Below are 18214 nucleotides of genomic sequence, written 5' to 3' on the forward strand. Positions count from 1 at the left end.
AACGAGCCATTTAAAAAGCGAATATATTTAAATATCCAGCGGAGGCAAAGCTTCTACAATTTTCATGGTTTCCAAACTAACAGTAACCACACGCAAAAACAGTTCCAATGGGTATTTAGGATTTTTCATAGTCTCAATTGCCCACTCATTGGCGTCGTTGATAATCCCGCTGTCTTTGTAGGTGTTTACGCATTGGCGTTCGACGACCCAATCTAGAGCTGGTTTGCCGTTGACGATGTAATCATAGGCTTGCAGTGGAATACCAGTGACGGTGATTTTGGCGTTGTAATACAGGGTACTGAGGTCTTTGTCTTTGCCCCGCTTGCCGTACTTCATTTCGTCAACACGATAGTCACTATCGGCGCTAGCGCTGCTCTGGACGCTGGCGGGGTACATGGGTACGGTTTCATAACCCAGATGCAAATCAGCCAGTGAGCGGCCAGCCCTGGAGTAGGCCCAGAAGTCACTCGCGGCTTTTACTGCGGGGATGCGAGGCAATTCCTTACTCAGGTTGTCTGCGTACTTTTCGCGATACTCCGGCGAATGCAGGAGGCCATAGACATAATAGAAAAGATCCTCCTTGCTAAGGACCTCGCCAGGATACGCCACGCAAAAGTGTGCAAGCCCCTCGTCGGTGATGGCATCGCGGCGGCTACTAGAGTTAGATTCTGCTGGCGTGTCAAGCAAGCCCGGAACTGCTTTGCTGGTTTTGGCTTTGCCTTGTGAGCCGTCATAAAGGTAGAGCGGGAAGCATTGGCCTTTCGATATCACTTCTAGATCAGGCAATGTGTCTGTAATTAAAGCGCTAAAGCCTTTTGTCGCTCCTTGGCCAGTAACACAAATGACCCGGTTACTCACCGTCGCGTCAGGAAATATGCGCGGCATTAAGTGTCGAGTCCAATTCCAACTCTTGTTGGAATATACCCACTGCTTTGAAAATGGACGATACAAACTGAAAACTATACTCTCTTTTTGAATTGAGTGCTTATCGCCTTTCTCTAGTTCCCCCAGAATATCAGTTGTCCACTTTATCTTGGTTTTATCCCTAGATACAAATTGCTCGACACTGACATTAACCTCTCCATCACGATGATACCTAGAGACTTCCTCATTATAAAATGAAATCATTTTGGTGATATTTTTTTCGAGCCTTATCTTGGAACTGTTATAAACCCAGTCATCGCGATTGGATTTAACCCCCATTGAAAATATCTCAAATATCGTCTTAGCACTTTCGTTCTTTTTATCACCAAGAACAATGTACTCGACAAAGCTGTTATCGCGCTGATTAACCCAATCGCCATGTGCATCGGGAGTAATGAGCTGCCAAGCGTTAGCAGCGGTAATACCTGAAATACTTTTGAATTGTTTGATTCTATCCAATTTTTCGGCTTGGCTCAGGTAGTCGCCAATGTCATGCCAATAAATGTGTCCTTGTTGTTTTGCGGATGGATTTTTGACCAGCAACGAGATGGCAATCGGAGCGCGGCTACCGCTACCAAATATTTTGCCGCCTTCCTTGCGAGATAGGTCGCCTGAGGTGCGCTGATTACCACGCAAATGAAATACGTGCACACTACTGAACTCCTCCGCCAAACATTTACGCAAACCGTCTGCTGAGTTCGAGTCCGTAAAGCCGGCATTGGTGACAAAGCCAATCACACCGCTGTCGCCGATGCGATCAGAAGCCCAGCGAATGGCGCGAATATAGCTGTCGTATATTTTACTCTTTCCCATTTTCTTAGTGGATTTGTATACGTAGGTATCTGATATACGACTATCAAGAATTGGATACTTTACGTTCTTATTATTGTTGTCTTCTTTGTCGCCTGAAGAGTACGGTGGATTGCCAATGATCACCCGGATATCCAACGCTTTCTGGCGAGTCCGCCGGGAGCTGTTATCCACAAGCAGCTCACTCACTAGATCGTCTTTTTCGTAGAGCTGGAAGGTATCGGTTAAACAGATTCCTTCGAAGGGTTTGTAGTCTCCCCCGACAATACTGTGGTAAACGGCTTCAATATTTATTGCGGCAATGTAATAAGCCAGAAGCACGATTTCGTTAGCGTGTATTTGTCCTTGGTATTTGTTCCGTAGCTGCTCTTTGCTGATCAAACCACTTTGCAGCAGACGGGTAACGAAAGTGCCAGTACCGGTGAAAGGGTCGATGATGTGCACACCGTCACTGCCGAGTGTTTGGCCGAACTCACTTTGGAGGATATCGTTTACGCTGTGAATGATGAAATCAACCACTTCCACCGGGGTATAAACGATACCCAACCGCTCGGTCATACGCGGGAAGGCGTTACGGAAAAACTTGTCATACAGCTCAACAATAATCTTCTGTTTACCTTCGGCGTTGTTGATGCCATCGGCGCGCATTTTCACACTGTCGTAGAAGCGCTGGAGGGTGTCAGCTTCTTTATCCAGGCGGTGCTCTTGCAACACGTCCAAGACATTTTGCATGGCGCAGGACATGGGGTTGTTGCTGGCAAAACTGTAATCTTTAAATAGTGCGTCAAAGACAGGCTTCGTGATCAGGTGCTGGGCGAGCATCTCAATTACTTCGCTGTCGCCAATGCTGTCGTTCAAGTCGTCGCGAAGCTCACCGGCAAAACTAAAGAACGCTTCGCGCTCTCGGACGTTGGCCTCGTCTTCGATGATGCTGGTGATGCGCACAATGTGGGTGCGAGCAATCTCGGCAATGTCATTGGCCCAGACCTCCCAGTGGCTGCGATTGCCGCACTTCTGCACCACCTTGGCGTAAATGGCGCGCTCGATTTCACCAATCTCAAACTCCAACCCGAATTGTTCAGGCTTCGGCCCATGGTCATATTTGCCATGCGCCTCGCCAATACCATAGGTATTCTTGCCGTTGTCTTGACCGGAGTTACCTCGGTCTATTTTTTTGTTGAGTTTTTCTGTAACGGCGATGACTTCCATTTTAGAGGGGTCACCACCAATCAGGTCGACTTTGTTGATCATGGCGTCAAAGCGGTCGTCGTGTGAGCGCAAGGCTTGCAGCACTTGCCAGACGACCTTGTAAGTCTTGTTGTCGTTGAGCGCTTCCTCAGGTGCCACACCGAAGGGAATGACTACCGGCAGAATCACATAGCCACGCTTCTTGCCTTCTGCTTTCCGCATGACGCGGCCAACCGATTGCACAACGTCAACTTGTGAATTGCGCGGAGTGAGGAACAGCACTGCGTCTAGAGCAGGCACGTCTACACCTTCGGACAGACAGCGAACATTGCTTAGAATTCGACAGGTGTTATCGGGCACCTCCGACTTCAGCCAATTGAGCTCGTCTTCTTTCTGACCGGCTGTCATACCGCCATCAACGTGGGAAGCTTCGCAGATGAGGCTGGCAGCGGCATCATCGTTGTCCGGGTTGCTGGCTTTGTACTCTTCAACCACCTGCTTAAACATGTTGGCGATATTTTTGGAGCTGACCTTGTGCGTCTTGGCGAATTTTTGGTACTCGATCACCTGGCAGAAAGCCACGGCACGGCGCATTGGGTCACCATCGTCGACAAGATCTTCGCGGGTGTCTTGTTTGCTCAGAGCCTTCCAGCAGCCAACTAATTTGGCTGCGTCTTCCAGCTTGATTTGGTTGTCATCATCGGCCAGCAGTTTTTGCAGGCGGCTGCTGATGTGCTTTTCATCCATGGCCAGCACCAACACCTTGTAATCTACCAACAGCTCCGCCTTAACCGCCTCGCTGAAGGTGATGACGAACAACTCTTTTCCGTACAGGCTTACGTCGTCCATGGAGCACAGAGCTACGTTATCTTTTTCAGCACTGGCCTTCGCCAACTCGCCATAGATACGAGGGGTGGCGGTCATGTAAAGGCGCTTGGCACTGCGTATGAAGTCAGCGTTGTGGACTTTAACGAATGCACTCTCGTCATCATCGAAGGTGGCCCCGGTGGTCCGGTGGGCTTCGTCGCAGACGATCAGATCGAAATCTGCCAGACCGAACTGGTGCTGTGCGTCGYTAATGACGGCAATGGAGTGATAGGTGCTGAACACAACGCTCATGTGCTGATCGTCGTGACGCTTGAGCATCTCTGCCGCTAGACGCGCTGGATTTGTAGTGGCCGGGTAGCGTAGCTCGTGAGCAAAAGTTTGTACGACGTCATCGTCTTTTTTGCGCTTCTTACCTACGTCGCTGTCAGAGCACACAGCAAAACTGTGGAGAGGTACTTCACTCTCTTGCGTCCACTCAGTCAAGGTTTGCGACAGAAGGGACAGGCTAGGGACCAGAAATAGCACGCGCTTGCCCGCGCCAGCTAATTGCTCGGCGATTTTGAGACTGGTAAAGGTTTTACCGGTGCCGCACGCCATGATCAGCTTGCCCCGGTCTGCGTCTTGTAAGCCGATGGCAACAGATGACAGAGCACGCTTTTGATGATCGCGAAGGGACTTCTTGGCCTTGAGAGCCGCTACCCGATTTGGTTTGTATTTCGCCCAATCGATTTGACTGTCTTCTAAGGCTTGCAGGTCAATTTTGTTAACTGTCTGATGACGATTCAACAAAGCATTGTCTGCATGCTCAGACCAATTGTTCGTGGTAGTCACGATGATGCTGTGAGTGAATGGTTTCTGTCCGGACGCGGTGAAAAAACTGTCTAAATCGCCTTTCTGCACGCGATAGTTAGTTGCGTACAGCTTGCATTGGATTGCATGAAATTCTTTGGTCCCCTGAGTCCTGGCAACCAGGTCGATACCGGTATCACGTCCGTCACCACCGTGTTCCTTTGCCCAATCCGAATAAGTCCAAACCTGCTCGTACAAATCACGATATTTGGCTTCGTTGCGCAGGTACGTGCAGATCAACTCTTCGAAATAGGTGCCTTTCTCGCGCTCTGTTACAGAAGCATTGCGATAACTATCAAGCAGGCTGGCAAGGGCGGACATGGAAATTCCTTTTGACTGCGGCGGCGTCTTGTACACGCCAAATTCCGGGAGTTTACCAAGCAAGGTGTGGGCAGGYAACTAAATGCTGCGGGGCGGGAGAAAAGCAGTCGATTGGCTGTTGTTACCAGCCAATCAGACAGCTCTACGTCGGCGTCGGGAACCCAAACCGTCACCCCCTATTGCAACCAAACCCATGCTGACTGCCTCCGTAGACCTTGGTAGCCGATTTGCAGAGGTAGCTAGCCCTTCTGAAAAGCGAACCAAGCCCACCGTCACCAGATCCTTTCGCAGATTTTCCCCTGGCTACTCGGTAGGTCGCGTTATCTGAAATTTCTACCAGTCCTTCAACTAGATCGACTGGTATCCCCAGCGCACTCGCCCACGCCTAGTTCAAGCGACTGAACATGTTGGTTCGGTCTGAGGCGATTTTGCCTATGGGAATCAATTCTGGGCCTATCATTGGTGTGAAATCTTCTAACGGTAGTAAGCTCAGAACCATCTGCAAGCAATGCAATAGCTCACATCTCGATACTAATGACCAAGCCTAAAGTAAGGGGTTATACCACCCGCTCCACTGATGCATCAATCAAGAAGACTATCTAAACACTCTTAGGCACATACCCATGAATCTTGACTTTCTATTCTCCCCACCCATTTTGCTTGTTATTTCAGCATGCCTTGCAATGTGTTTATTCTGCCTATTCAACTTTCTGATTAGCTTTAGTCTTACGCGCCCGGTCGTATTTGCGCTTGGGCTTTGCTTTATTGGTATCGGCGTCTTTGGACACATTACTTTTCTCGATATGTTGGAGCGATGTAGGGAACTGGAAGCTTCAGGTAATGTGTCACAAGATGTACTATCTCGGCTTGAGCGTTACAACCTAGTATTCGCCTACATGCTGCCATTCGTATCAGGAGCAATTGGCACCAACGTTATTTCCGATGCATTACTGAAACACCATACTTATGAGCGATCCTTTTCTATACTCCAGTTCCTCCAAGATCTTGCGCAAGTTTTTTTGATGCCTATCGGCCTCTTCATAGGTATTGTTATCAGCATCTTCTGGCTCTTACTTTTGCCGATAGCTCCCGCTCGCCGCCTGCTTCGCTCCATGCTCCCAATAACTTGGCGCTGGATATATCTGAGAATTTTCAAACTCAGCATCATTACCCGAAATAATATTTGCTCGGTGCGCGGTAGCCTAAAAGAGCCAGCTCCCGATGACATTCCCTGACACCTGGTTCAGATCGTTCGTTTCGCTCAATCGGGACCGGCTAAAGCCGGCCTTTAGCTTAATCATTAGTGACAGCTTTTGGCCTAGTGCTGCCGACCGCTTTCGGCCAGAGGCAGACATTAGATACCTGAGCCTGCACCCTCTCGATCGGTCAGGCGCAGATCTAAAACACCTGTTGGCAGCCACTCGTTCGATTGATGAAAAGCCTGAGGTACAATTTTCTCTAACCTCTTTTTCAGGAATGCCAGCTTGACCGACATGGCAACGCAAGACGCAAGCCCAAAACGACTCAGGACATACCTGCGCATCGAAGCCACTCTACTCATCGCTAGCATGATCGGAGCATTCACGCTCAGCGGGTACGCTTACCTTGAGAAGTATTACCTGACGATGGATGTTGCTATCGAACGCTTGGGCATCGGCGCTCAGGAAATCCTTGCTTACGGAGCTGCCAGATTTGGGTCTTACATTGGGGCTTTGGCTTTTGGCATGGCCCTAGTCGGAATCGTCGCTTTTCTCTTACTTCTACTGGAAAAAACTAGAGAACTGCCGGGCGAGTTCCAGCCACCCCCAAAATGGATTGCCCATGTTCTCAAGCGTGCGATCGAAAACCGAGGGATTGCAGTATGCGTTGGATCGATCTGCATAATCGCCGGCCTGCTGATTTTTGCTTGGTTCTTGTTGGTGAGGTTGCCCTCAAACGATGGCCGCTCTGCAGCGATGAAGCAGGCATCGGAATGTGTTAAGCGTCGTGTGGTCTATGCAAATCTTGATCAGTACGAGGGGTGCCAGGTCGCCGAGTCGGAAGACATGCTGTATCTACTCCAACTACAAAGATGTGACAAGTCTGGAGTTGCTTTTCGAACATTACAGCTGCCAAAACAGGGCCTCAAAAGCGTTACGACAGAGACCCTGTTCTACCCCTATGAACGACCCGATGCTCCCGGATGCTTGAAAAGCTGACCTCAACCTGAGCCGATACAATAGTGTTCCCCACAAAATGCTCGAGCAAAGGTATTCCATAAAGTATTCCAATAGAAACAATCCAACTGAATTTGCCCCATAAAATCAGTTAGATACCCGATCAATTCAAATTACCCCGGCCCACCAACTCTCAACGACAAAGCCCGCCAAAGTGCGGGCTTTGTCGCATCAGGGCATAAGCCAAACCGGGCACGCAAGACCGTAGTCTGCAATTGATCAGGCTCGACTATCTCGAAAACGCTACGAAAAAGGACGACACAATGTCGTCCTTTTCCATACCCACATTCCTGAACAATCAACGAACAACACTAACCAAATCCGGACGACTAGACTTAAGCATCGCCTCATTAACCTTCCCTTGAATCGAGCACGTAAACATCCCCTTACTCCCAGCACTCAGCTCTTCCGGAGCCGGTTCGATCAAGAACACCCGCTCGGCACTGTCGACCACCAGCTTACCGGCAGTGGCGGCAGGATCTTCCGGCTGCCAGCTGGATTTGCCATGGGACCAGATTTCCGCGCGAGCGTAGAGTCCCTGCGACATGTCCAGGCGTGGGCCGCCCGCTTTTTCCAGTTGAGTGTGAAGTTCGTTCGGCGTCTGCTTGGCGTAGAAGCCCCAACTAATGATGCGCGTGCCCATCAGGTCCATGTCTTCGGCGTAAAAACCGGTCAACGACATGCCATCGATCTCGACTGGCTTGGCAAACATCCAGCGCTGGCCCATGTCGCTCTTGGTGCCGCCGGACAATTTGATCTGGCCATTTTCGACGGAGCTCGGCACCAGATCCTTGATCAAAGGTGATTGCACAACGGCCAGTGAGTGATCGTCACAAGCGGCAAACGACGCTACCGGTGAGGGTGGAGCGGCAACGCTGAAAGCAGAAAACAGGGTCACAAGGGGCAGCAGGAAAAAGGGTTTCATGGAATGACTCGAATGAAAGACTGAAGACAAAAAATGATATCACAATGATATCAATCGCCAGACTTCAGACATTCAATCAATGCTCATGCCGATGATGCACATCCGGAAAATGCGCATGGCTATGCCGCATCGGCGTATGCACATGCGGATGACTGTGCGGCTCCGTTCCATCCCATTCAAACCCGTGCGTATGCTGATGATGCTCGTCGTGGGTGTGGCGATGATCATGCTCGAGCAATTCGTGCTGATGCTCATGAGCATGGTTCTCCATCAGGTGAATCCATACCCCCACGCCCATTAACGCTGCGGCGAGCAGGAACATCAGCGATACCGACTCGCCCAGCAGCAGAATCGATATAGCTGCGCCCAGAAACGGTGCGGTGGAAAAGTATGCGCCGGTGCGTGCACTGCCCAGCCCGCGCAGGGCGAGGACGAACATCACCAAGCTGACGCCGTAGCCGAGAAATCCGACCAGCAGGATGGGCACCAGCGTGGTGGCCGCAGGCATTTGCGTGCCGATGAGCAAGGCCAGGCCGCAGTTGACCAGACCGGCGACCAGGCCTTTGCTGCCGGCGATGAACAGTGCGTCCGAGGCAGAGACTTTCCGCGTGAGGTTATTGTCGATGGCCCAGCAAAAGCAGGCGAAGGCGACGGCCAGCGGGCCTGTCCAGTCCTGCGCCGACACGGTCTCTTGCGGCCAGGACAACACGACACCGCCGGCCACGATGGCGAGCATGCCGATCACGATTCGCCGATCGGCATTTTCCTTGAACACTACCCACGCCAGCAGTGCCGTGAGCACTGATTCGAGGTTGAGCATCAGTGACGCGCTCGCACCGGACGTTCTGGTCAAACCGAACATCAATGCCACTGGCGCCAGCACGCCGCCGAAGCCGATGGCTCCGACCAGCCACGGCCATTCGCCGGCTCCGAGTCCGGACCGCTGCCAGCCTCGATCGCGGGCAAAACGCAGGACGGTCAAACCCAGACCGCTACCCAGATAGAGCAATCCGGCCAATAGAATCGGTGAAATCTGTACCCCCAGCAGCTTGGCGAGTGGCGTGCTGGCGCCAAACAACGCTGCTGCAACCAACGCGTAGAGCACGCTCACATTCATGAAGGGATCACTCGCTCGGGCTGATGAAATATTGGCAACGATCATGGCAAAACTCAGGTGAGAATTATGTGAACCGTTCCCTGAAGGATCCCCTCTCCTTCAAGCACACACGCCCCTCCAGCAACATTTGATCCGCGCAATCCAGGGCGCTGGGGCGACACAGCCTCTATGTTGCGAACATCGAGATGGGGATTGTCACCGGACTCACGCCAGCGGATAAACCCCAAAAGCGCTTCTACACTCACAGCGCCCCCTCCGCCACACCGAGCCCCAATGACCTCTCTCAAAGACCGCATGCAACAAGGCAAGGACGCCCGCAAGCAGTGCTCGCGCAGCGCTCAGGCATCCACCGGCAAAATGAACCGTGACCCGATTCCGTTGATCAAGGCCTCCAGCCAGGGCCGCGTCGCGTCGCTGGTCGAACTGCGTTACGGGCGCATGCTGGTGTCGCCGTTCACGTTCTTTCGCGGCAATGCCTTGTTGCAGGCGCACGATCTGGCGGGCACGGCGAACATGGGCCTGAACTTGCCCATCTGTGGTGACTGCCACCTGATGAATTTCGGCGGTTTCGCCACGCCTGAGCGAAATCTGCTGTTCAGCGTCAACGATTTCGACGAAGCACATCCCGGGCCGTGGGAGTGGGATCTGAAGCGTCTCGCGGCAAGTTTCGTGGTGGCCGCCCGTGACTTGCGCCACGGCGAATCGGTCGAGGAACAGGTGTGCCGTGAAATGGTCGGTGCCTATCAGACCACGCTGCTGGAGTGCGCCGAGCAGAGCGTGCTGGAAAACTGGTACGAGTCGATCAGCTACAACGACCTGCTGGCGCAGGCACGCAAAAGTACCCTTGAACATGTGGAGCGCGCCATCGAGAAGGCCGAACGGCGCACACACGCCGAGCTGCTGCCGAAAATCAGCGAGCGCGATGCCCACGGGCGTCTGATCATTCGCGATGACCTGCCGGAAATTTTTCACCTGCACAAAAACACCACGCTGCTGGATGCCGAGGATGACTGGCTGCGGCTCGCGGACTGGCGGCCGCTCTTCGACACGTTCATGCGCGAGTATCGCAGCACGTTGCAACCCGACCGCCGCGAGTTGTTGTCGCGGTTTCACGTGCAGGATCTGGCGTTCAAAGTGGTGGGCGTCGGCAGTGTCGGCACGCGTTGTCTGGTGGCGCTGCTGACGGACGATCAGGAGTTCCCGCTGTTCCTGCAATTCAAGGAAGCCCGGCGTTCGGTGCTCGCCGACTACGTCAAAAGCAAAGCGCGGGTACGCCATGAAGGGCAGCGCGTGGTCGAGGGGCAGCGCCTGATGCAGGCGGCCAGCGACCTGTTTCTGGGCTGGACGACCGGCCCCAGCGGTCGGCAATTCTACGTGCGGCAATTACGCGACATGAAGATCTCCGCCGAACTGGAAAACTTCGACGCTGAAACCTTTGCCGCTTATGGTCGCGTTTGCGGCCGCGCCCTCGCCCGGGCACATGCCAAGGCCTCCGGCCTCGCTGCGCAGATCAGTGGCTACATCGGCAAAGGCGATGCGCTGGCGGATGCGCTGTTGAAGTACGCGCAACATTACACCGCGCAAAACGAACGTGATTTCGAACGCTTCCAGACGGCCTGTCGCAAGGGGCAGTTGCGCGCGCGGTCAGAGGCTGACTTTGCTGCTGATCACCTGCCTTGAAATGACGTCCGTGATCACCGTGATTGCCATTGGTTTTGCCGCCACGCCCTCCTTCCCACATCGAACGTCCTAGGAAAATTCCCGCAACACGCGTCGACTTTGATGAACTGGTGCACAGTTCCTCAGGGCGTTACGCTCCACGACCACTGCCATCCAGCGGACGGTTTGGCAGCCGCAATTGCAGTGAATGTTCACTCCACGGAGCTACGTCATGAAGAAAATCCCCCGCCTTTCGCTGGTTGGCCCGGCACCGTCCGATGCGCCAGCGTCCAGCACCCACCCGCAATCGAATACCAGCGCACGCAGCGAAGCGCACAAGCGGCGCCGTAGCATCCCGCTCAATCAGCTCATCAGGGTGCGCGACGATGTCGACACCCTGACCCTGCTCACCCACGCCAGTGAGATCCTCGATTCCCTAGCGGCCATCAGCGCAACCTTTGCCGATGAGTTCGACGGCTCGAAACGTCATGTGGCGGTGGCCATGAAGCAATTGAGCGCACTGGCCGAGATCCTGATTTGTCGGGCACGGGACAATCTGGATCCGCAGAAACCGCTGAACACTACCGGGCCTGAAACCCGCCATTGACGGGCGAAACCCCGGCGCTCGGTTGCGCATCGGACTGCATTGGCGCCGCCCATCGAGATGAATTTTTCTTCACTGCAGCTGCGCGGCCAACCCTTGTACAGTCCGCTCGCTCATTCAAGAAACTACGGTTCGCCCGCGCTCCTGCGGGCTTTTTTTTGCCTGAAACAAAGCCCCTGCGTCGCCACGACTTGCCGTAACCCCGATGATTGCGCGACTCTGCCGGAAGATACCCCATTCCGGAGCGCCCGATGCCGCTGTTGACCCTGCCCTGCCAACGCCTGACGCTCGCGATACTTGCACCGGAGCAGGCCGAGCTTGAAAGCGAGTTCTACCGACGCAACCTGCGCCACCTGGCGCCATGGTCGCCGATCCGCACCACTGAATATTTTTCCACCGAGCAAATTCGCCGGCGCCTCGACGTGCAGGCCAGCGCATTCGAGGCCGGGCTGGCCATGCATTTCGCGCTGCTGACCCCGGACGGCCAGCAGATGATCGGCGCCTGCAACTTCAGCGGCATCATTCGTGGTGCCTTTCAGGCGTGTTATCTGGGTTATCACATCGACGAGGCCCAACAGGGTCAGGGCTTGATGCAGGAAGCGCTGGAGGCTGGCATCGCTTACATGTTCGATACCCAGAACCTGCACCGGATCATGGCCAACTACATTCCCGGCAACGAACGCAGTGCACGCTTGCTGGAGCGCCTGGGCTTCGAACGTGAGGGTTACGCCAAGGCGTATCTGAACATTGCCGGGCGCTGGCAGGATCACGTGCTGACGGCGCGGGTCAATTCAAGGTTCGAGACACCGGAAAAGCGCTGGTCGAAACCTTTGGCGTGAGTTTCACAATTTGTTAAGGATTGCCGACGTATGCTCAGGCCTCCCGCCCCTTTCGGTTGCCTGAACCCTATGTCGCGTGCCGTCACTTCGCTGTTTCTGCTTGCCGCCCTGCTGTTTTTCTTCGCGCTGGGCAACCATCAATTGCAAGGTTCCACCGAGGCCCGCGTCGCCGGCATCGCTATGGAGATGCACTTGGACGACGACTGGGTGACGCCTCGCTTGTTCGGCGAACCGTTTCTGGAAAAACCACCGCTGAGCCTGTGGCTGGATGCTGGCGCCATGCGCGTGTTCGGTGTTTCACCGTGGGCCGTGCGGCTGGCGTCGGCGGTTGCCGGTTTGCTCAGTGTGATGCTGCTGTACGGCATGTTACGGCGTTTCGAGCGACCGAAAATGATTGCCTGGACCGCAGGCATTCTGCTCGCGACCATGGCCAGTTATTGGAGCAATGTGCGCGGCGTCGGCGAGGATGCATTACTCGCCCTCGGCGTGACCACCGCACTGCTGGCCTTTTATCAGGCGCAGCGGGCATCGACTCTGGGCAACTCGCTGCTGTTTGTCGTCGGGATCGCCATCGCCACGTTGAGCAAAGGTGTGCTGGGGCTGGCGATGCCGGGAGTGGTGATTTTTGCCTATCTGCTGGCCGACAATCTGATGGACAAGCGCCTGAAACTTGCGGACTGGCTGCGACCGGGTTTCCTGACCCTGCTCGGTTTGATTCCGCTGCTGATCTGGCTCGTCATCCTCTTCCAGCACGGCGGCGCACAGGCCGTCAAAGAGGTGCTGCTGACCAACAGCGTCGGGCGCTTCAGCGGATCATTCGTCGAGGCCGGGCACTACGAACCGTTCTACTACTACCTCGCCAAACTGCCGGAAGCCTTTCTGCCGTGGAACATTCTGGTGTACCTGGGGCTCTGGCATTTCCGCAAACAACTGAAGGCCAACCGTTACCTGCTGTTTTTCAGCCTATGGATCGTGGAGCAGTTCATCATGCTGACGTTGGCGTCGAGCAAACGCACGGTGTACCTGATGTCGATGACACCGGCCGCCGCGGTGATCGCAGCGGAGTATGCAGGCGTGCTGTTCGAGCGCTTGAAGCAGTATGAATCCGGTAATGGATTCGTAGGCCGAATCGCCAGGCAGCGTCAGACACTGGCAGTCGGTGTGCTCACGCTGGTGATCGGCAGTTACCTAGCCGCCGCGCAGTGGGCGTTGCCTCATGCCGACAAAAAGCTTTCGTTCCTGCCGTTGAGTGCAGAGATTCAGACGCTGCAAACCGCCGGGCATCAAGTCGCACTGTTTCAGGCCAACGAGCGACTCGGTGGCGCCACGGTCTTCTATACCCAGCAAGTGCTCAAAGGGCTGGATACCGAGGCGCAGTTACGAGATTTCCTCACGGCCTCGCCCTCGCATGTCGTGGTGATGGCTGGTGACAGTGAGCCCGCGCCGCCACTGAAAGTGCTCAAAGCCATGATGGTCGGGAGCCAGGCGTATTACTTCGTCGGCTATTGAGACCTGCGCAGCCGCATAAAAAAACCCGCCGGTGATTGGCGGGTTTTTCATTTCATCCGAACGGGTTCAGAGAGATACCTCTGGCTGAGCACCGAAAGCTTTCTGCTCACGCTTGCCCAGCACCGGCACATCCAGCCGCGCCCGCCCGTAGAAAGCCAGCGCCGTCAGCAAGCACGCCAGCCAGACGAAGATTCCGGCCCAGAAGGTGTGGGACATGTAGTGCCAGCCTTGCAGGACGCGAGTAGTGCCGTAAACCAATCCCAGCAACAGTGAGCCCCACAAGATGGCACTGGAAAAACGCCATTGATAACGTCTCGCCACGAAATACAGCGCCAGCATGGTGAAGCCGCCCGACGCATGGCCACCCGGCCAGCAACGGCCACTGCCGGCTTCATGGAACAGTTGAAAGTTGCTGTACCACTCGATGTGGGCCATTTTCCCGCCGTACAGCGTGGTCTCGATCGGGCAGTAAACGCTGGTGTGGGACTTGAGGAAGTGAATCACCCCGGTGCAAACGGCAAATGCGACCACCACAAACAGAAAATCCCTACGGTGATCAGCGGCAAATCGCAGCACTGGCGCGACTTTGCTGCGCTCCAGCATTGCGCCGAGTCGCGGACGTTTGTGCGGATTGACCAATGGCCAGACCACCGATAGCAGCGCGCCGATCAGGGCGATTTCCGCCGTCCAGTTGGGAATGATCCGCGCCCATTTGTGCGTGAGCTTTTCAAAGAAGTGGATTTTGTCGAGCGGGAAGGTCTGGGTCAGCGGATCGAACAGCAGGTTGCTGAAGGCGATGTCGATTTTGGTCATGTCGAACATCAGGAACACCAGCGCCGCACAGGCGAGCGGAATACCAAAATTGTAAGCGTAGAAACGGGAATTCATCGGGTGGTCACCGTGCGCCAGTCGGAGGCTTCAATAAAGCCGAGCATCTTGGGAGCCGCCGGGCTGGCAGCGGAAACAAACAATGACGAGCCGTAACCCATGTCCGAGGCCGAAACTTTGAGGTCTTTCTCGATTTGCGCCATGCACTCGCTGTGGGTCACCAGAATCAGGTTGCGCCCCGGGATCTTGTGGGCCAGCGCATCCTGCAACATGCGCCCCCGGCAGTTGATCAACCAGTCGTCGCCGCTGGCGGCATGATTGAACATGTAGCCGGCCGTCTGCACCGTGCGCATCGACGGGCTGTTATAGATGTCGGCGTTGTTCAGGCCCAGTTGTTCGAACCGGGCACCAACCGCCACCGCGACACTGCGCGAGCGATCGGTGATGCCGTCATTGCCACTCAGGCACGCGGCTTTGGAGTGATCGCAACGCTCGACATGACGCACCAGCACGATCATCTCGCCCTTGGCCCAACCTGTCGCCAACGCTTGCGCACCGGCGACATTGCCGTGGGCCAGGTCCGGCACCGCCGCCGGCGCCAGCAACCACAGGGTCAGTGGGATCACCAATACCGATGCCGCCAACACCACCCAAGTGTTGCGAAAACGCGCCAAAAAGCTCAAATCGATCGAGCGTTTGACGCCGAACAGACTCAGTCTCAATTCCACAAAAACCGCCTCGCCACTGTGCATCTCGGGTTTATTCGATGCGGCGAAGGTACAGAGGCGCGCGTGGGCAACCAGTGAAACCCATGTGAAAAAAGTCTTGGGATCCGTTGTTACAAACTCCGTAGGACAAAATCCTTTCAGCTCTGGGAAATGCGGCCGATACAAACCTGCTAACACCCTTGCTGGCTCAAAAAAACAACAATCTTCCAGCCTAACCGACGACAAGAAACCCAACGTTTCTGGAGGATTTTTGATGAATAGCTGGTTCGGCAACATCAGCGTGAACATGAAACTGGGCCTGGGCTTCGGCCTGGTGCTGGCCCTGACCTGCGTACTGGCCCTGACAGGCTGGACCAGCCTCGGTGGCCTGATCGACCGCAGCAACTGGATGAGCGACATCACCCAGCTCAATGCCGGCTTGACCAAACTGCGCGTGGTGCGCCTGCAATACATGCTGACCAATGGCGATGAAACCGCCGCACAGAACGTGCAGACCACCCTTGAAAGTTTTGCCGCGCAACAACAGAAGCTGATCAACAGCTTCAAGAGCCCGGAAAACGTCAAGCTGCTCAAGGAGCAGGCAGCGACCATCGCTGAATACCAGACCTCGCTGAACAAAATGCGCAACGCTTACCGCACCGGCAACAGCGCGCGCGACAGCATGAGCGTGAGTGCCGAGACCGCGTACAACCAGATCGAGTCGATCAGCAAACGCGTGCAGCAGATGGACATGAGCGAGCAACGTTTCGAACAGTTCCAGGCGATCACCGCCGCCAAGGAAGCGTTCATCCTCGCGCGCTACGAAGTGCGCGGCTATACCGCCACCACCAACGCCGAAACAGAGCAGAAAGCCGTCGGCCAACTGGATGTCGCAATCGCCAGCCTCAAGCAACTGAACGTGCATTTCGCCGACTCTCAGCAAGACGCCCTGCGTCAACTGGAAACCGCACTGGTCAACTATCGCAGCGCATTGATGGCGTACAAAAACGCCAACACCGACGCCGTGCAGGCCCGTAAGGAAATGACCGATCAAGGCACCGCGATCGTCAACACCAGCGAGCAGCTGTACCAGATTCAACTCGACCGCCGCGATGTCGAAAGCGCCCAGGCGCGCACCTTCCAGTTGATCAGCACCCTGCTGGCGCTGTTGGTTGGCGTGATTGCTGCGGTGATCATCACCCGTCAGATCACCCGTCCGCTGCAAGAAACCCTCGCCGTGGTCGAGCGCATCGCCAGCGGCGACCTGACCCAGAACGTCACCGTCACCCGCCGCGACGAACTCGGCGTGCTGCAACAAGGCATCGCGCGCATGGGCGTGACCCTGCGTGACTTGATCAGCGGCATCCGCGACGGCGTCACCCAGATCGCCAGCGCCGCTGAAGAGCTCTCGGCCGTGACCGAGCAGACCAGCGCCGGTGTGAACAGCCAGAAGGTCGAGACCGATCAGGTTGCCACCGCGATGCACGAGATGACCGCCACCGTGCAGGAAGTTGCGCGCAATGCCGAAGAAGCTTCGCAAGCGGCCGCCGCCGCTGACGGCGAAGCTCGTGAAGGCGACAAAGTGGTGAACGAAGCCATCGCCCAGATCGAACGTCTGGCCAGCGAAGTGGTGCGTTCGACCGAAGCCATGAGCGTGCTGCAACAGGAAAGCGACAAGATCGGCAGCGTCATGGACGTGATCAAGGCCGTTGCCGAACAAACCAACCTGCTAGCCCTCAACGCTGCGATCGAAGCCGCGCGTGCCGGTGAAGCCGGTCGTGGTTTCGCCGTGGTCGCCGATGAAGTGCGTGGCCTGGCGCAGCGTACGCAGAAATCCACCGAGGAAATCGAAGGCCTGGTCGCCGGTCTGCAGAACGGCACCCAGCAAGTCTCCGCCGTGATGAACAACAGCCGCGCGCTGACCGACAGCAGCGTAGCGCTGACGCGCAAGGCTGGCGCATCGCTGGAAAACATCACCCGCACGGTGTCGAACATCCAGTCGATGAACCAGCAGATCGCTGCTGCTGCCGAACAGCAGAGCGCCGTGGCTGAAGAGATCAGCCGCAGCATCATCAACGTACGCGACGTGTCGGAACAGACCGCAGCGGCGAGTGATGAGACGGCAGCGTCGAGTGTTGAACTGGCGCGTCTGGGTGGTCAGTTGCAGCAGATGGTCAGCCACTTCCGCGTTTGATCCTGATTTCGCGCTGAAGCCAAAAACCAATCGCGGGCAAGCCCGCTCCCACAGGGTTTTGAGTCGTTCACAGATGTTGTGTTCGACTCATGACGTGTGGGAGCGGGCTTGCCCGCGATTGCGTTATGGCTGCGCTACTGATGCGTGGTCATACCGTGAAACTGCGTGCCCCGCTTTCAACGCGAAGGCAAATCCAGCTCAACTCCGCCAACGCTTCTGAACCGCTCTTTGATCGCAGTCCCCAAGCCGCCAGTGGATTGATTCTGCTCAAGAGCGTTCTTCAAAATCGCACACGCTTGCTCTTCCATCGATCGACCATTGAGGTCGGCCGCTACCCTCAGCGCTTCATAGAACTGAGGGTCAAGATTGTCGATGATCAAACTTGCCACAATGCTCTCCGTCATTACTGAAACCGCAGCAGCGGAGGCTACCATGAAGCTTTTGCTGCGACGATTTCAGGTTGTAACCCCAGAAAAGCATAGACAGGTCTGCTATCTCAGCGCGTCCCACGCTGCCGCAACGCCGACGGCATAAAATAAGCATCCTCCGGCACCGGCTGCGCGAAATCCACCGTCTCCGCCTCTTCGTTATCAAGGTTCTGCACGTAGTAACGACGCGCCTGCAAATCATGAAAAACATCCAGCGCACTCCACGTCGTCGGCAGGTCATAGAAGTTTTTCAGGTAGGCCATCGATA

15 protein-coding genes and 1 pseudogene are annotated in these 18214 nt (G+C 55.3%); 8 read left to right on the plus strand and 8 right to left on the minus strand.

Annotated features, from left to right (window positions below; all coding sequences use genetic code 11):
• Positions 1–27 precede the first annotated feature (27 nt).
• Both AC1DVF_RS10665 and AC1DVF_RS10670 read right to left on the minus strand, forming a co-directional pair.
• Entirely contained in the window at positions 28–4920 is a 4893-nt protein-coding gene (locus AC1DVF_RS10665; protein ID WP_477782431.1) for a DEAD/DEAH box helicase, read from the minus strand.
• Positions 4921–5089: 169 nt separating this feature from the next.
• Complete coding sequence (locus tag AC1DVF_RS10670; protein ID WP_477782443.1) at positions 5090–5290, minus strand: YagK/YfjJ domain-containing protein; 201 nt, start codon at positions 5288–5290, stop codon at positions 5090–5092.
• A gap of 253 nt (positions 5291–5543) precedes the next feature.
• Between AC1DVF_RS10670 and AC1DVF_RS10675 the strand changes: the two genes are divergently transcribed.
• Together AC1DVF_RS10675 and AC1DVF_RS10680 are read left to right on the plus strand one after the other, a co-directional pair.
• On the plus strand, positions 5544–6155 hold the full coding sequence (locus tag AC1DVF_RS10675; protein WP_477782432.1) for a hypothetical protein: 612 nt from the start codon (positions 5544–5546) through the stop codon (positions 6153–6155).
• Positions 6156–6413: 258 nt separating this feature from the next.
• A complete protein-coding gene (locus AC1DVF_RS10680; protein ID WP_477782444.1) occupies positions 6414–7118 on the plus strand; it encodes a hypothetical protein in 705 nt (234 codons plus the stop codon).
• A 316-nt stretch (positions 7119–7434) separates the two neighbouring features.
• Here the strand turns inward: AC1DVF_RS10680 and AC1DVF_RS10685 are convergent, their stop codons facing one another.
• Positions 7435–8061, minus strand: coding sequence for a hypothetical protein (locus tag AC1DVF_RS10685; protein ID WP_477782433.1), 627 nt, complete (start codon positions 8059–8061; stop codon positions 7435–7437).
• Positions 8062–8137: 76 nt separating this feature from the next.
• A complete protein-coding gene (locus AC1DVF_RS10690) occupies positions 8138–9178 on the minus strand; it encodes a DMT family transporter (RefSeq protein ID WP_477782434.1) in 1041 nt (346 codons plus the stop codon).
• A 273-nt stretch (positions 9179–9451) separates the two neighbouring features.
• Between AC1DVF_RS10690 and AC1DVF_RS10695 the strand changes: the two genes are divergently transcribed.
• From AC1DVF_RS10695 to AC1DVF_RS10710, 4 genes are all read left to right on the plus strand, one after another.
• Complete coding sequence (locus AC1DVF_RS10695) at positions 9452–10858, plus strand: DUF2252 domain-containing protein (RefSeq protein WP_477782435.1); 1407 nt, start codon at positions 9452–9454, stop codon at positions 10856–10858.
• A 211-nt stretch (positions 10859–11069) separates the two neighbouring features.
• Positions 11070–11444: a DUF6124 family protein gene (locus AC1DVF_RS10700; protein ID WP_477782436.1), complete on the plus strand. Its 375-nt coding sequence runs from the start codon at positions 11070–11072 to the stop codon at positions 11442–11444.
• Positions 11445–11692: 248 nt separating this feature from the next.
• On the plus strand, positions 11693–12280 hold the full coding sequence (gene rimJ, locus AC1DVF_RS10705) for a ribosomal protein S5-alanine N-acetyltransferase (RefSeq protein ID WP_099757950.1): 588 nt from the start codon (positions 11693–11695) through the stop codon (positions 12278–12280).
• Between the two features lie 30 nt (positions 12281–12310).
• Complete coding sequence (locus tag AC1DVF_RS10710; RefSeq protein ID WP_477782437.1) at positions 12311–13789, plus strand: ArnT family glycosyltransferase; 1479 nt, start codon at positions 12311–12313, stop codon at positions 13787–13789.
• A gap of 66 nt (positions 13790–13855) precedes the next feature.
• Here AC1DVF_RS10710 and AC1DVF_RS10715 read toward each other — a convergent pair whose 3' ends face one another.
• Together AC1DVF_RS10715 and pmrG are read right to left on the minus strand one after the other, a co-directional pair.
• Positions 13856–14677, minus strand: a complete 822-nt coding sequence (locus AC1DVF_RS10715; protein WP_477782438.1) for a phosphatase PAP2 family protein — start codon at positions 14675–14677, stop codon at positions 13856–13858.
• The gene (pmrG, locus tag AC1DVF_RS10720) at positions 14674–15345 is read right to left on the minus strand and encodes a lipopolysaccharide core heptose(II)-phosphate phosphatase PmrG (protein ID WP_477782439.1); all 672 of its coding nucleotides are present in this window, start codon (positions 15343–15345) and stop codon (positions 14674–14676) included. Before pmrG ends, AC1DVF_RS10715 begins: the two co-directional genes overlap by 4 nt.
• 388 nt (positions 15346–15733) lie before the next feature.
• On the opposite strand from pmrG, the pseudogene AC1DVF_RS10725 reads away from it, so the two are divergent.
• Positions 15734–16660 (plus strand): annotated as a pseudogene (locus AC1DVF_RS10725) (methyl-accepting chemotaxis protein); the annotation flags it as partial.
• A gap of 144 nt (positions 16661–16804) precedes the next feature.
• Positions 16805–17518: a methyl-accepting chemotaxis protein gene (locus tag AC1DVF_RS10730; protein ID WP_371915160.1), complete on the plus strand. Its 714-nt coding sequence runs from the start codon at positions 16805–16807 to the stop codon at positions 17516–17518.
• A gap of 176 nt (positions 17519–17694) precedes the next feature.
• On the opposite strand, the gene AC1DVF_RS10735 is transcribed toward AC1DVF_RS10730, so the two are convergent.
• The gene (locus AC1DVF_RS10735) at positions 17695–17907 is read right to left on the minus strand and encodes a FitA-like ribbon-helix-helix domain-containing protein (RefSeq protein WP_477782440.1); all 213 of its coding nucleotides are present in this window, start codon (positions 17905–17907) and stop codon (positions 17695–17697) included.
• A 107-nt stretch (positions 17908–18014) separates the two neighbouring features.
• Positions 18015–18214 (minus strand): DUF1329 domain-containing protein (locus AC1DVF_RS10740; protein WP_477782441.1); only part of this gene is annotated, 200 nt, incomplete at its 5' end.

This window comes from Pseudomonas sp. P4_D7, from assembly GCF_056401755.1.